The organism is Streptomyces lucensis JCM 4490 (assembly GCF_014650035.1).
Classification (GTDB): Bacteria; Actinomycetota; Actinomycetes; order Streptomycetales; family Streptomycetaceae; genus Streptomyces; species Streptomyces lucensis.
In genome coordinates this window covers 280,466-294,989 of sequence record NZ_BMUE01000001.1, presented here as the reverse complement: position 1 = coordinate 294,989, position 14,524 = coordinate 280,466, and the positions used below count along the sequence as shown (strand labels likewise).

The window sequence follows — 14,524 nt, the reverse complement described above, 5'->3', positions numbered from 1 at the left end:
TTGCGTTCGTGACGTGTTGCCGGCGGCCAGCCTAGAGAGCGGCCGGGGCGTGACCCGAGGCGGGTGGCCGGATTCGCTCTCGCCTAGAGTCGCTTCGTGCTCTTTGGAATGGTGTGCGCCCTGGGGGCGGCGGTCTGTTTCGGTACGGCGACGGTGCTGCAGGCGGTCGCCGCGCGACAGGCCGGTGCGGGCGGAGGCGGCGAGGCGGCGCTGCTGCTGCGGGCGATGCAGCAGTGGCGGTATCTGGCCGGACTGGCGCTGGACGGGCTGGGGTTCGTGTTCCAGATCGCGGCCCTGCGCTCGATCCCGATCTACGCGGTCGGTGCGGCCCTGGCGTCGAGTCTCGCGGTGACGGCGGTGGTCGCGGCGCGGCTGCTGCGGGTGCGGCTGAGCCGCACGGAGTGGCGCGCGGTGGGTGTGGTGTGCGCCGGGCTCGCGATGCTGGGGCTGGCCTCGGGGCCGGAGGGCGAGCAGGGCGGGCCGGACGCCCTGGGCTGGGTGATGCTCGCGACGGCGGTCGGCATGCTGGTGCTCGCGCTGCTGGGCGGGCGGCTGTCCGGGCGGATGCGGGCGCTGGTGCTGGGGCTGGGGGCCGGGTTCGGCTTCGGCGTGGTGGAGGTCTCCGTCCGGCTGATCGACGACCTGGCGCCGGCGGCCCTGCTCACCGACCCGGCGCTCTACGCGCTGCTGATCGGCGGGGGCGCCGCCTTCATCCTGCTGACCTCGGCCCTGCAGCGCGGCTCGGTGACGACGGCGACGGCCGGGATAGTGATCGGCGAGACGATCGGCCCGGCGGCGGTGGGCGTCGTCTGGCTCGGCGACCGCACCCGCGAGGGCCTGGCCTGGCTGGCGGTCCTCGGGTTCGCGGTGGCGGTGGCGGGGGCACTGGCGCTGGCGCGGTTCGGGGAGGCGCCGGTCGCCGACGAGGCGTGAGCCCTCCGGCGGCGCTCGACGACGGGGCCTCGGCCCCTCGCCTCACGGCAGCACCCTGCACAGCGCCTCCAGCGCCCCCGCCCACGCGCTGTCCGGCGGCGTCCCGTACCCGACGACCAGCGCGTCGACCGGTTCGGCGACGGCGTGGGGGTGCCGGTGGAAGGACAGTCCGTGCAGGGCCAGGCCCTGCCAGTTCGCGGCCTGCACCACCGCCTGTTCGGTGCCCGGCGGCAACCGCAGCACCGCGTGCAGACCGGCCGCGATCCCGGTGACCCGGACGCCGGGCGCGCTCTCGGCCACGGCGGCGGCGAGGGCGTCACGGCGGCGCCGGTAGCGCAGCCGGGCGGAGCGGACGTGGCGGTCGTAGGCGCCGCAGGTGAGGAACTCGGCCAGCGTGAGCTGGTCCAGCACGCCGACGGTGTCGCTGCGGCCCTTGGCCGCGACCGCCTCCTCCATGAGGGAGGGAGGCAGGACCATCCAGCCCAGTCTGAGACCGGGGGCGAGGGACTTGCTGGTGGTGCCGAGGTGGACGACCCGGTCGGGGTCGAGGCCCTGCAGGGCGCCGACGGGCTGACGGTCGTAGCGGAACTCGCCGTCGTAGTCGTCCTCCAGGACCAGGGCGCCGGTGCGTCGCGCCCATTCCACCACCGCCGTCCGCCGGTCGGGGTGCAGGGCCGTGCCCATGGGGAACTGGTGGGCGGGTGTCAGCAGGACCGCGCCCTCGTCGTCCAACGCGCCCGTGTCCGTGCCCAGTTCGCCGTACGGCAGGGCCGGTGTGGCCAGTCCCGCGTCCCGCAGCAGGTCCCGGTGGACGTCGAGCCCGTACGACTCCACCGCCACCGGCCTCGCCCCGCGCGCCCGGAGCACCGCGCCGATGACGCGCAGGGCGTGCGAGAAGCCGGCGGTGATCAGGATCGTCCCGGGGTGGGCGCGGACACCCCGGGCGCGGGCGAGGTAGCCGGCGAGGGCGGTGCGCAGTTCGGGGCGGCCGCGCGGGTCTCCGTAGCCGAGGGCGTCGAGGGGGGCGGCGGCCAGGGCGCGGCGGGCGGCCTTGAGCCACTCGGCGCGCGGGAAGGCGGCGAGGTCGGGGGTGCCGGGCACGAGGCTGTACTCCGGACGGCCCGGGGTACGGCGTGGGGGAGCGGTGGCCGCGGGCGGGACCACCGGGCGTTCCGCCACCCGGGTGCCGGAGCCCTGGCGGGCGGTGAGCCAGCCCTCGGCGACCAGGTCGGCGTAGGCCTCGGCGACGGTGTTGCGGGCGATGCCGAGGTCGGCGGCGAGCGAGCGCGAGGACGGCAGCCGGGTGCCGGGGGCGAGGCGGCCGGTGCGGACAGCGTCCCGCAGCGCGTCGGTCAGGCCGCGGCGCAGCCCGCTGGTCCCGGCCGGCTCCAGATGCAGGTCGATGCCCAGAGTGGCCCAAGGATTCGCCATGGAAATGGACCATACCCCTGGGCTGCCCGGCTCCTAGGGTCGAAGCATGAGCACTGCACAGGAAAACGCCGAGTACGCCGCGGAACAGGCCCCGCGGCTGAAGTGGGCCGAGCACGCGCCCGAGGTCTACAAGGCGATGGTCCGTCTGGACGCCTCCGCCAAGCAGGGGCTGGACCCGGCGCTGTACGGGCTGGTGAAGATCCGCGCCTCGCAGATCAACCACTGCGCGTTCTGCCTCGACATGCACACCAAGGACGCGCTCGCGGCCGGTGAGAGCGTCGAGCGGATCGTCCAGCTCAGCGCGTGGGAGGAGTCGCGGCACTTCTACACGGAGAAGGAGCTGGCGGCGATCGAGCTGACCGAGGCGATCACCGTGCTGACGGACGGCTTCGTGCCGGACGAGGTGTACGACAGGGCCGCGAAGCACTTCGAGGAGGCCGAGCTGGCCCGGCTGATCGCCGCGATCACGGTGATCAACGCGTGGAACCGGTTCGGCGTGACCACCCGCATGACCCCGGGCCACTACCAGCCGGGGCAGCACGCGTGAGCCGTCCCGCCGAGGGAGCGCCGGCCGTGACCGGGGCGGAGCTGTTCCGCGCCCTGCACCGCCCGCGTCCGCAGGGCGACCCGCTGGTGCTGCCCGGCCCGTGGGACGCGGCGAGCGCCCGGGCGTGCGTGGCGGCCGGGTTCGAGGCGCTGGCCACGCCCAGTGCCGGGGTCGCCGCCTCGCTGGGCTACGAGGACGGCGCCACCCCGGCCGACGAGATGTTCGCGGCGGTCGCCCGGATCGCCCGGGCGGTGGACGTACCGGTGTCGGCGGACGTCGAGGGCGGGTACGGGCTCGCGCCCGAGGAGCTGGTGGAGCGGCTCCTGGAGGCGGGGGCGGTGGGATGCAACATCGAGGACTCGGGCGAGGGCGGCGTCCTCAAGGACCCGCACGAGCACGCCGAGTACCTCGCCCGCGTCCGCTCGGCGGCCGCCGGCCGGCTGTTCGTCAACGCCCGGATCGACACCTTCGTCCACGGCGACGGCGACCCCGAGCAGGCGATGGCGCGGGCCGCGTCGTACGTGGCGGCGGGCGCGGACTGCGTGTACCCGATCCTCGCCCCTGCCGGGCTGCTGCCGCTGCTGCGGTCGGCCATCCAGGGTCCGCTGAACATGCTGGCCCGGCTGGACGGCGAGGGCCCCTCGCCCGCCGAACTCGGCGAACTGGGGGCCACTCGCGTCACGTTCGGGCCGGGACTCCAGCGACGGGCCGCGGCCGTGCTGCGCGAGATCGCCGCCGCACTGCGCTGAGCCCGCTCAGGACAGCCACTTCTTCCAGACGGACGGGTGGCTGTCCACCCACTTCTCCGCCGCCTCCTGCGGGCTCAGCTTCTGGTCGGCGATCATCAGCGAGACCTCGTTCTGGTCCTCCGTCGTCCACCTGAACTTCTTCAGGAAGGCCGCCGCCGCGCCGCCCGACTTCGCGAAGCCGGAGTTGAGGTACTTCTGCAGCGGGGTGTGCGGGTAGGCGCAGGCGACCTTGGCCGCGTCGGCGTCGCAGCCCTCCTTGTACGGCGGCAGCTTCACCTCCGTCATGGGGACCTTCCTGAACAGCCACTGGGGCGCGTACCAGTACGTCAGGAACGGCTTCTTCTCCTTGGCGAACTGCTTGATCTGGGTGATCTGCGCCGCCTCGGAGCCGGCGAAGACGACCTGGTAGTCCAGCTTCAGGTTCTTCACCAGCGCCTTGTCGTTGGTGACGTAGGACGGGGAGCCGTCCATCAGCTGGCCCTCGCCGCCGCTCTCCGCGGTGCGGAAGAGGGAGGCGTACTTGTTCAGGTTGTGCCAGTCGGTGATGTCCGGGTGCTGCCTGACCAGGTAGGTGGGGACGTACCAGCCGATGTGCCCGGTCACCCCGAGGCCGCCGCCGCGGGCGATCGTCGCCTTGTCGTCGATGTACCGCTTCTCCTGGTCCGGGTGGCCCCAGTCCTCCAGGATCGCGTCGACGCGGCCCTGGCTGAGCGCGTCCCAGGCCGGCACCTCGTCGACCTGGACGGTGTCGACGCGGTAGCCCAGCTTGTGCTCCAGCAGGTACTGGGCGACGGCCACGTTGGACTGGGCGCCCACCCAGGACTGCACGGAAAGGGTGACGGTCTTCGAGCCCCGCGCGTTGGCGAAGGGGCTGGCCTGCTTGGTCATGTCGGCGGCGCCGCAGCCGGTCAGCAGCGCGAGTGCGGACGCGCCGGCGGCCACCGTGAGGGTCGTACGGAATCGCATGTCACGCTCCCTTCTTCGCGGACCGCCGGGTCGGCTGGGTCACCCGGTCGAGCATCAGGCCCAGGCAGACGATGGCCGCGCCGGCCACCAGGCCGGTCGCCAGGTCGCCCTGGGCGAGGCCGAAGGCGACGTCGTAGCCGAGGGCGCCGCCGCCCACCAGACCGCCGATGATGACGACGGCGAGGACCAGGACCACGCCCTGGTTGACGGCGAGCAGCAGCGCGCGCCGGGCGAGCGGGATCTGGACCTGCCACAGCTGCTGCCGTCCGGTCGCGCCGAGCGAGCGGGCGGACTCCAGCGCCGCCTGGTCGACCTGGCGCAGGCCCTGGGTGGTGATCCGGACGACGGCCGGGAGGGCGTAGACGACGGCCGCGGCGACGGCGGGGGCGCGGCCGACGCCGAAGAGGGCGACGACCGGGATCAGGTACACGAACTGCGGCATCGTCTGGCAGACGTCCAGGACCGGGCGCAGGGCGCGTTCGACGCGGTCGCTGCGGGCGGCCGCGATGCCGGTCGCGAAGCCGAGGACGAGGGTCACGGCGACGGCGGCCATCACCTGGGAGAGGGTGTCGAGGGACGGCTCCCAGACGCCGAGCACGCCGATGGCGGCCATGGCGAGGACGGCGGTCAGGGCGGTGCGCCAGGTGCCGATCAGCCAGGACAGGGCGGCCACCACCAGCAGCACCGACCACCAGGGCAGCCACTGCAGGCCGTCGCGGACCGGGTCGAGGACCCAGGTGGTGAAGTGGCCCGCCCAGTCGGCGGTGCCGCCGACGACCGGGACTCCCGAGTACAGGTGGGCGGTCATCCAGTCGACGGCGCGGTTGACCGGCTCGGCGATGTCCAGCGTGGCGCCGGACGGCCACTCCAGGGCGCCGAGCAGCCGCGTGGCCAGCGCCACGGCGACGGTGACGCCGAGGGTGACGGCGAGGGCGTACGGCCGGCCGATCGTCCGGTGGCGGGTGCCCGCGTCCCCGGTGCCGCTTCCGGCGGCCGCGGTCACGCGGTCCAGGACCACGGCGAGCAGCACGATCGGGATGCCGGCCGCGAGGGCGGCGCCGACGTCGACCGAGGCGAGGGCCTGGTAGACGCGGTCGCCGAGGCCGCCGGCGCCGATGACCGAGGCGATGACGGCCATGGACAGCGCCATCATGATCGTCTGGTTGAGGCCGAGGAGGAGTTCCTTGCGGGCCAGCGGGATGCGGGCGGTCAGCAGCCGCTGGCGGCGGGTGGCGCCGAGTGACTCCACGGCCTCCAGGACTTCGGGGTCGGCGCCGCGCAGGCCCAGCGCGGTGAGGCGGGCCATCGGCGGGGCGGCGTACACGACGGTGGCGAGGACGGCCGCGGGGACGCCGATGCCGAAGACCAGGACGACGGGGAGGAGGTAGGCGAACGCCGGGAGCACCTGCATGGTGTCCAGGACCGGGCGCAGGGCGCGGTCGAGGCGGTCGGACAGCCCGGCGGCGAGACCGAGGAGCGCGCCCACGGCCACGGAGGCGAGGACGGCCACCACCATGAGGGCCAGGGTCTGCATCGTCGGCACCCACATGCCGAGGGCTCCGCAGGCCAGCAGGGCGGCCGCCGTGCCGGCGGCCAGCCGGACACCGGCGACCCGCCAGGCGACCAGGGCCCCGAACGCGGTGACGCCTGCCCAGCCCGCGGCGAGGAGGGTGAGGTAGACGGCGCGCACGAGGAGGACGACGGCGTTGCTGATGTAGCCGAAGAAGTAGAGGAACAGGGGGTGGCTGTCCCGGTTGTCGATCACCCAGTCGCTGGCGGAGGCCAGGGGCTTGGAGAGGTCGACGGTGAGGGCGTGGGGCCAGGAGCCGCTGCCCCAGCGGGCGTTGAGCAGCGGGGCGAGGAGCGCGGCCACGGCGGCCAGGGTGAGCAGCTTGGCCGTGGCACGGCTTCTCAGGAAGCCGGGGAGGGCCGTGCGGGGGGCTGTTGCGGTGACCGTTGCCATCAGACGGCCTCCGGGCTGGTGCGGGGGGCGGGCGGGGTCGCCTGCCGGCGCTTGCGGGGTGCCGCCTTCCGCGGGGCGGGAGCCGCCCCGGGGGCACGATCGGGCGCGGCGGGGGCGGAGCCGGCGTCCGTGGGTATCCCCGCCACCACGCCCAGGAGCTGTTCGTGGCCGACCACGCCCAGGCACCTGCCGTCGTCCATCACGCGGGCCGGGGCGCCGGCGCGGGCCACCGCCTCGATGGCCTCGGCGATCGTGGCCTCGGGGCGGAGGGCCGGGCCGTTGCCGGTCTCCTGCGCGGACGCGGGGCGCATGGCGGTGCGGACGGTCATGACCTGTTCGCGCGGCACGTCGCGGACGAACTCGCGGACGTAGTCGTCGGCCGGGGAGCCGACGATCTCCTCGGGGGTGCCGAGCTGGACCACCTGGCCGTCGCGCATCAGGGCGATGCGGTCGCCGAGTTTCAGCGCCTCGCTCAGGTCGTGGGTGATGAAGACCATCGTGCGGCCCTCCTCGCTGTGCAGGCGGGCCACCTCTTCCTGCATGTCGCGCCGGATGAGCGGGTCGAGCGCGCTGAACGGCTCGTCGAACAGCAGGACCTCGGGGTCGACGGCGAGGGCGCGGGCCAGGCCCACACGCTGTCGCTGGCCTCCGGAGAGCTGGCCGGGGCGACGCTTCTCCATGCCTTCGAGGCCGACCTTGGCGACGACCTCGGCCGCCCGCTCGCGCCGCTCGGACCTGCCGACGCCCTGGATCTCCAGGCCGTAGGCGACGTTGTCGAGGACGGTGCGGTGCGGGAGCAGGCCGAAGTGCTGGAAGACCATCGCGGCACGGTGCCGGCGCAGTTCGCGCAGGCGGCCCTTGTCCATCGCACGGACGTCCTCGCCGTCGATGGCGATGGCGCCGGCGGTCGGCTCGATCAGCCGGGTCAGACAGCGCACCAGGGTGGACTTGCCGGAGCCGGACAGGCCCATGACGACGAAGACCTCGCCCTTGCGGACGTCGAAGGAGACGTCGCGGACGGCGGCCGTGCAGCCGGTGCGGGAGCGGAGTTCGGCGGCGGGCAGCGCGGCCAGCTCGGGGTCGGCCGGGACGCGGCCGGCCTTCGGGCCGAAGACCTTCCACAGGCCGTCGACGGAGAAGACGGGTGTGCCGGGCTCGTCGGCGGTGGGCGGTTTGCGGGTGGGGACGGGGAGCGTCATCGAATCTCGCCTCCGATCAGGTCGACGGCCTTCTCCCCGACCATGAGCACCCCGATCATCGGGTTCACGGCGGTCATGGTCGGGAAGACGGACGCGTCGGCAATGCGGATGCCGTCGAGGCCCCGGATCCTGAGTTCCGGGTCCACCACGGCGAGTTCGTCGTCGGCGGCGCCCATCCTGCAGGTGCCGGCCGGGTGGTAGACGGTGTGCGCGACCTTGCGGGCGTACTCGCTCAGTTCGGCGTCGCCCTGGATCTCGGGGCCGGGGCAGACCTCGCGCTTGAGCCAGCCCGCCAGCGGTTCGGCCGCGGCGATCTCGCGGGCGATGCGGATGCCGTCGACGAGGGTCCGGGCGTCGTAGTCGTCCTCGTCGGTGAAGTAACGGAAGTCCAGGGCGGGCTTCACGGACGGGTCGGCGCTGGTGAGGTAGAGGCGGCCGCGGCTCCTGGGCTTGGGGATGTTGGGGGTCATCGAGACGCCGTACGCCGGCCGCTGGTACCCCAGTCGCTCCGGGTTGTCCGTGAACGGGATCTGGTAGAAGTGGAACATCAGGTCGGGGCCCGGCTGTCCGGAGTCGCGGCGTACGAACAGGCCGGCGTCGGAGTCCATCGCGGAGTTCTCCGGGATCGGGCCGTTCGTCTCCCAGACGATCACCGACTCGGGGTGGTCGAGCAGGTTCTCGCCGACGCCGGGCAGGTCGTGCGCGACGGGGATGCCGAGCGCTTCGAGGTCCTCGCGCGGGCCGATCCCGGAGTGCAGCAGCAGACGGGGCGAGTCGACGGCGCCCGCGCACAGGACGACCTCCTCGCGGGCGCGTACCAGCAGCTCCTCGCCGTCCTTGGTGCGCACGTGGACGCCCTCGGCGCGGGTGCCGTCCAGCTCCAGCCGGTACGCCCAGGTCTCCAGGAACACGTGGAGGTTGGGACGCTCGTCCATCACCGGGTGCAGGTAGGCGACGGAGGCGGAGGAGCGCTTGTTGTTCTCCGGGTGGTAGGCGAGGTCGAAGAAGCCGACGCCCTCGGTGAACGGCTTCTTGTTGAAGCCCTCGACGCGCGGGACCCCGAGCGCCGACTGGGCGGCGTCGACGAAGTCGCGGGCGATGGCGTTCCGGTCCTTCTCGTCGACGGAGACGATGTTGTTCTTCAGGCGGGCGAAGTAGGCCTCCATGGGGACGGCGCCCCAGCCCTTGGCCCCGGCCTCCTCCCACTCGTCCCAGTCGGACGGGAGCGGCTTGAAGGAGATGAGGGTGTTGTGCGAGGAGCAGCCGCCGAGCACCCGGGCCCGGCTGTGCCGGATGTGGGAGTTGCCGCGGGGCTGTTCGGTGGTCGGGTAGTCGTAGTCGAGTTCCCCGCCGAGCAGGCCCATCCAGCGGCGCAGGGTGAGGACGTCGTCGCGGCCGACGTCGCTCGGGCCGCCCTCGATGACGGCGACGGTGACGTCCGGGTTCTCCGTCAGCCGGGAGGCGATGACGGAACCGGCCGTTCCGCCGCCGACGACGACGTAGTCGAATTCGCGGGTGTGATCGGGCATGGGCTGGTTACTCCTGGGGGGTGGGAGGAAGCAAGGGGTGCGACACCTGGTTCGCCGGCGGGGCTGATGGGGGCTCAGCCGGCGAACCAGCGCACCGGCTTCGGCGCCAGGTTCTGGTAGACGTGCTTGGTCTCGCGGTACTCGGCGAGTCCGGCGGGCCCGAGTTCACGGCCGGTGCCGCTCCTGCCGAAGCCGCCCCACTCCGCCTGCGGGAGGTAGGGGTGGAAGTCGTTGATCCAGACGGTGCCGTGGCGCAGCCGTCCCGCCACGCGCCGGGCGCGGCCCGCGTCGGTGGTCCAGACGGCGCCCGCGAGGCCGTACTCGGTGTCGTTGGCGAGCGCCACCGCCTCCTCCTCGGTGCGGAAGGTCTCGACGGTGAGGACCGGCCCGAAGACCTCCTCGCGTACGACCCGCATCTCCCGGTGGCAGGCGTCGAGGACGGTCGGCTCGTAGAAGTAGCCGCTCTCCGGCCGGTTCTCGGCCGGCGAAGGCCGCTTGCCGCCGCAGCGCAGCACCGCTCCCTCGGCCAGCGCGGAGGCGACGTACGCCTCGACCTTGGCGCGCTGCTGCTCGGAGACGAGCGGACCGCACTCGACGCCTTCCCCGGTGCCCCGGCCGAGTCTGATCTTCTCTGCCCGGCGGGCGAGTTCGGTGACGAAGCGCTCCCGGAGCGGCTCCTCGACGATGAGGCGGGAGCCGGCCGAGCAGACCTGGCCGCTGTGGATGAACGCGGCGTTGAGGGCCTGGTCGACGGCGGTGTCGAAGCCCTCCTCGGTGGCGCAGGCGTCGGCGAACACCACGTTGGGGTTCTTGCCGCCGAGTTCGAGGGCGACCTTCTTGACGGTGGGGGCGGCGGCCTGGGCGACCTTGGTGCCGCTGGCCAGGCCACCGGTGAAGGAGACCAGGTCGACGTCGGGGTGCTCGGCGAGCGTCGCGCCGACGGTGTGGCCGGGCCCGGTGACGAGGCCCGCGACACCGGCGGGCAGGCCCGCCTCGGCCAGCAGCTCGATCAGCGCGATGGTCGTCATCGGGGTGATCTCGCTGGGCTTGATCACGAAGGTGTTGCCGGCGGCGAGGGCCGGGGCGATCTTCCAGCTGGCCTGGAGGAGCGGGTAGTTCCAGGGCGTGATCAGCGCGCAGACGCCGACGGGCTCGTGCACGACGACACTGTGGACGTCGGGCGTTCCCGCGTCGACGACGCGGCCCGGAGCCTCGGCGGCGACCAGGTCGGCGAAGTAGCGGAAGGCGTCGGCGACGCAGTCGATGTCGACGCGGCCCTCCTCCACGGTCTTGCCCGCGTCCCGGCTCTCCAGCAGGCCGAGCCGCTCGCGGTCGCGTACGAGGAGGCCGGCCACGCGGCGCAGGAGTGCCGCGCGTTCGGCGACCGGGGTGCCGGGCCAGGGGCCGTGGTCGAACGCCTGCCGGGCGGCGGCCACCGCGCGCTCGGCGTCCTTCTCGTCACCCTCGGCGACCACGGCGAAGGGCCGGGCGTCCGCGGGGTCGAGGATCTCGCGTGTCGCGCCCGAGACCGCTTCCAGCCACTCCCCTCCCACGTGGATGGTCGCCCGGGCCTGTCGTTCCGTTCTGTGCGCCATGATCGGTCTTGCCTTCCGTTCCTGTTCAATTCCCCTGTGTGACATGGTTGTCACGCTCGGGGACCGCGGTCGCCTGCCCCGGGCCCGCGCATCGCATGCGCAATCGGCGGCCGAAAGTGCGCCGCGTCACTGACAATGCGGTCGAAAACGGGCAAAAGTAGGCTGAGGGCGCTGAGGGCTGTGCTCGGAGGTGCGCGATGGCCGGAAGATCGGTTCTCTGTGCGACGGCGGCCCTCTCCGCGGTGCTCGTGTTCTCCCCCGCCCCGCCCGCCGCGGCGCACGCGCTCTCCCCCGCCCCGCTCCCCGCGGCGCACGCGGACACCGCGGCCGGGGCCCTCGCGAGCCCGGCCGCCGCCTCGACCCTCGGCGGTGACGACGGCCCGAGTGCCCGTGCCCTCGCGGACGAGGCCCGTGACGGCCTCCTGGCGGCCCGCTCGGTGCACCTGCGCTTCACCGACCACACCGCGACGGCGCGCCGGGCCCTCCCCGCCTCCATGGACCTCGCCCTGGACCGGGACGGCAACTGCGCGGGCAGGCTCGTGATGGGCGGGGGCGGAGGCGGTGTCGAGCTGATCAAGCGGGGCGACCAGGTGTGGATGAAGCCGGATCCCGCGTTCTGGAAGGCGCAGGTGCCCGGCCGGCAGGGCGAGGCCCTCGCCGAGGTCCTGAAGGACCGCTACATCCACGGCTCGACGCACGACATGATCCTGCGGGGCATGGCCGGCACCTGCGACCTGCGCGCCTTCCAGCGGCAGGCCGCCTCCGGGTCGTCCCGGGACATCCCGCTGACCAAGGGCGGGGAGACCGTGCGCGACGGCGTGAAGGTGATCCCGCTGAGCGGTACGAAGAACCGCAGGCAGACGGTCCTCTACGTCACCTCGGCCGCGCCGCACCGCCTCGCGGAGGCCACCCAGAAGGGTGGCGGCATCGACCAGACCCTCACCTTCAGGGACTACGACGCGCCGGTCCCCTCCGCGACCCCGCCGGCGGCCGACTCGGTGGACGTCTCGAGGCTGCGGCAGGAACTGCGGAACACCTGAACCGCCGGGTGCGGGGCGCTTCGCGCGGCGCACCGGCCCGCCGGGCCTCGGCCGGACGGCCGGATCACCGGGGGGAGCGGGGCGGGGTCCGCGCCGCGCCGGACGGCCGGCCGTCGGCTCACCGCCGGAGCATCAGCTCGTGCATGCAGCCGCGCAGCCAGGCGTGGGCGGGGTCGGCGTCGTGGCGCGGGTGCCAGGCGTAACCCACCTCCATGGCCGGGAGGGTCAGGGGGATCTCGAAGGTGACCAGGCCGAGGGCGTCGGCCAGCGGGCGGCCCCAATGGCTGATCAGTCCGGTCAGGTCGGTGTCGCGCAGCACGAAGAGCGAGGCCGGATAGGTGCCGACGCTGCCCACGATCCGGCGCCGCAGGCCGAGTTCGGCGAGTGCGGCGTCGATCGGCCCGTGCTGCCTGCCGCGCCTGGAGACGATGAGGTGACCCACCTCCCCGGCGAACCGCTCGGGCGTCAGCTCGCCGGTGAGCAGCGGATGCCCCGCCCGGACGACGCCCAGCATGCGGTCCTCGTACACCGTCTCCACGTGCACCTCGGGCGCGACGGAGTCGATCACGCCGACCTCCAGGTCGGCTGTGCCCTGGCGCAGGAGCGGGGCGTCCACGTGGCTCTCGGGCAGGAAGCGCAGCCGCACCCCGGGCGCCTCGCGGGCGGCGCGGGCGAAGAGGGCGGCGCCGTGGGCGGCGGCCAGCGCGTCGTGGCCGAGGATCGTGAAGGTGCGGGAGACGGTCCGCAGGTCGGTGTCCCGGCCCGGCGCGAACAGGGCCCGGGCCCGCTCCACCACCGCGCTCACCTCGGCCCGCACGGCCAGCGCGTGCGGGGTGGGCACCATCCGGCGTCCGGCCCGCACGAGGACCGGGTCGCCGAGCGCCTTGCGGATCCGGCCGAGGGTCCGGCTCATGGCCGGCTCGGACAGGTGCAGGCGGCGGGCGGCGCCCTGCACGCTCTCCTCCTCCAGCAGCACGTCCAGCGCGACCAGCAGATTCAGGTCCAGTCCAGTGGATTGCGTCATGTGCAGGTGTTCCTTGCGAAGGTTGCACTGGAAAGCAGGTCAAAGGGGAGCCTACGGTGAGGACGCCTGAGAGCGCATCACCCACCCACCGTCCAGCTCCCCGGGAGGAGCCGTGCCCTCGCACGCCCTGAAACGCCCCACCCTCCTCGTGCTGTGCGCATGCGTCCTGGTCGCCCAGAGCATGGTCGCCGCCATCAACCTGCTGCTCCCCCAGCTGGGTTCGTCCACCCTGCACCCCTCGCACAGCGAACTCGTGTGGACGGTCGACGCCTACGTCATCGTCTTCGCGGGACTGCTGATCCCGGCCGGCGCGCTCGGCGACCGCTACGGCCGCAAGGGCGCCCTGCTCACCGGGCTCGGCCTGTTCGCGGCGGGCGCCGCCACCAGCGCGCTGGCCACCGACCCGGCCGTGCTGATAGCGGGCCGGGGCCTGTCCGGCGCCGGAGCCGCCCTGATCACCCCGGCCACCCTGTCCGTCCTGGTGCAGCTGTCCGCACCCGAGCACCGGGCCCGCTCGATGGCCGCCTGGACGCTGGCGCTCGGCCTCGGCGGCGCGGCGGGCAACCTGGCCGGCGGCCTGGCCGGGCAGTTCCTCACCTGGCGTGCCCTGTTCGCGGTGATGGTGCCGCTCGCCGCCGTGCTGGCCGTCGCCGTCGCGGTCACCGTCCCGCGCACCGAACGCTCCGCGCGCAGCTCCCCCGACCCGCTCGGCACGCTCCTGCTCACCGCCGGGCTGGTGGCGGTCCTGTTCGGCATCATCGAGGGCCCGGCGTACGGCTGGACCTCCCCGCGCATCCTCGGCGCCTTCGGCGCGGGCGCCCTGCTGGTCGCGGGCTTCACCGGGCACGCCCTGCGCTCCCCCGCCCCGCTCTTCGACCCGCGCGTCTTCGCCTCCGCCCGGCTGCGGGCGGCCTCCCTCGGCACGGCGACCGGCTTCTTCGGCCTGTTCTCCCTCTTCTTCGTCAACTCGCAGTACCTGCAGGACGTCAAGGGCTACGGTGCGGCCGTCACCGGCGTCGCGATCCTGCCGCTGCCCGTCGGGATGGCGGTGGCGCAGAAACTGTCCGCCCGCTGGGCCGGCCGTCCCCGTGCCGTCGTCGGCACCGGGCTCGCGCTGATCGGTCTCGGCCTGCTCGGCGCGTCGACCGCCGGCGCGGCCACCCCGTACTGGGCGTACACCGGCTGGCTGCTGGTGATCGCGGCCGGTACCGGCCTGTCCATGCCCGCCCTGACCCTCGGCGTGGTCACCTCGCTGCCCGCCGGGCAGGCGGGCCTGGGCTCGGGCCTCGGCACCACGGCCCGGGAGACCGGCGCGGCCCTCGGGGTCGCGGTCACCGGCACCGTCCTGTCCGCCCACGCCGACCTCGCCCACGGCATGGGGCCGGCGCTGCGGACAGTGGCCCTGGTGGTGCTGGCGGCCACGGCACTGGTGGTCGCGGGATACGGCGGCGGGGCCCGGAGCCGGGTCGCGCGCACCCACGCCGGCGGAGTGACGAGGCGCGATACGGCGGACAGCCCCGCGGCCCGGTAGCCGCCCGGCCGGCCGCG

Annotated in this window: 12 protein-coding genes; 5 read left to right on the top strand and 7 right to left on the bottom strand. The window is 74.0% G+C overall.

All coding sequences use genetic code 11. The annotated features are described in order from the left end of the window. Positions 1-108 precede the first annotated feature (108 nt). Positions 109-933 carry a DMT family transporter gene (locus IE177_RS01280; protein WP_190013326.1) on the top strand — a complete coding sequence of 275 codons (825 nt, stop codon included), beginning with the start codon at positions 109-111 and terminating at the stop codon, positions 931-933. Between the two features lie 42 nt (positions 934-975). Here the strand turns inward: IE177_RS01280 and pdxR are convergent, their stop codons facing one another. Beyond that, a complete protein-coding gene (gene pdxR / locus IE177_RS01275; RefSeq protein ID WP_190012800.1) occupies positions 976-2,364 on the bottom strand; it encodes a MocR-like pyridoxine biosynthesis transcription factor PdxR in 1,389 nt (462 codons plus the stop codon). Between the two features lie 46 nt (positions 2,365-2,410). Here pdxR and IE177_RS01270 point away from each other — a divergent pair, with 46 nt between their 5' ends. Together IE177_RS01270 and IE177_RS01265 are read left to right on the top strand one after the other, a co-directional pair. Continuing rightward, entirely contained in the window at positions 2,411-2,911 is a 501-nt protein-coding gene (locus IE177_RS01270; protein ID WP_190012799.1) for a carboxymuconolactone decarboxylase family protein, read from the top strand. Between the two features lie 26 nt (positions 2,912-2,937). Next, positions 2,938-3,660 carry an isocitrate lyase/PEP mutase family protein gene (locus IE177_RS01265; RefSeq protein ID WP_190012798.1) on the top strand — a complete coding sequence of 241 codons (723 nt, stop codon included), beginning with the start codon at positions 2,938-2,940 and terminating at the stop codon, positions 3,658-3,660. 6 nt (positions 3,661-3,666) lie between these two features. On the opposite strand, the gene IE177_RS01260 is transcribed toward IE177_RS01265, so the two are convergent. The 5 genes from IE177_RS01260 to IE177_RS01240 all read right to left on the bottom strand — a co-directional run bounded on the left by IE177_RS01260 (position 3,667) and on the right by IE177_RS01240 (position 10,912). Further along, positions 3,667-4,626, bottom strand: coding sequence for an ABC transporter substrate-binding protein (locus IE177_RS01260; RefSeq protein ID WP_190012797.1), 960 nt, complete (start codon positions 4,624-4,626; stop codon positions 3,667-3,669). 1 nt (position 4,627) lies between these two features. Continuing rightward, positions 4,628-6,589 (bottom strand): ABC transporter permease, encoded by a 1,962-nt coding sequence (locus IE177_RS01255; protein ID WP_190012796.1) that lies wholly within the window; start codon positions 6,587-6,589, stop codon positions 4,628-4,630. Beyond that, entirely contained in the window at positions 6,589-7,788 is a 1,200-nt protein-coding gene (locus IE177_RS01250; protein ID WP_190012795.1) for a quaternary amine ABC transporter ATP-binding protein, read from the bottom strand. Before IE177_RS01250 ends, IE177_RS01255 begins: the two co-directional genes overlap by 1 nt. Next, positions 7,785-9,317: a GMC family oxidoreductase gene (locus IE177_RS01245; RefSeq protein WP_190012794.1), complete on the bottom strand. Its 1,533-nt coding sequence runs from the start codon at positions 9,315-9,317 to the stop codon at positions 7,785-7,787. Before IE177_RS01245 ends, IE177_RS01250 begins: the two co-directional genes overlap by 4 nt. A gap of 74 nt (positions 9,318-9,391) precedes the next feature. After that, positions 9,392-10,912, bottom strand: a complete 1,521-nt coding sequence (locus tag IE177_RS01240; RefSeq protein ID WP_190012793.1) for an aldehyde dehydrogenase family protein — start codon at positions 10,910-10,912, stop codon at positions 9,392-9,394. Positions 10,913-11,109: 197 nt separating this feature from the next. Here IE177_RS01240 and IE177_RS01235 point away from each other — a divergent pair, with 197 nt between their 5' ends. Beyond that, entirely contained in the window at positions 11,110-11,952 is an 843-nt protein-coding gene (locus IE177_RS01235; protein WP_190012792.1) for a hypothetical protein, read from the top strand. Positions 11,953-12,070: 118 nt separating this feature from the next. On the opposite strand, the gene IE177_RS01230 is transcribed toward IE177_RS01235, so the two are convergent. Next, a complete protein-coding gene (locus IE177_RS01230; RefSeq protein WP_190012791.1) occupies positions 12,071-12,976 on the bottom strand; it encodes a LysR family transcriptional regulator in 906 nt (301 codons plus the stop codon). A gap of 112 nt (positions 12,977-13,088) precedes the next feature. On the opposite strand from IE177_RS01230, the gene IE177_RS01225 reads away from it, so the two are divergent. Then, positions 13,089-14,507, top strand: a complete 1,419-nt coding sequence (locus tag IE177_RS01225) for an MFS transporter (protein ID WP_190012790.1) — start codon at positions 13,089-13,091, stop codon at positions 14,505-14,507. The last annotated feature ends 17 nt before the right edge of the window (positions 14,508-14,524 follow it).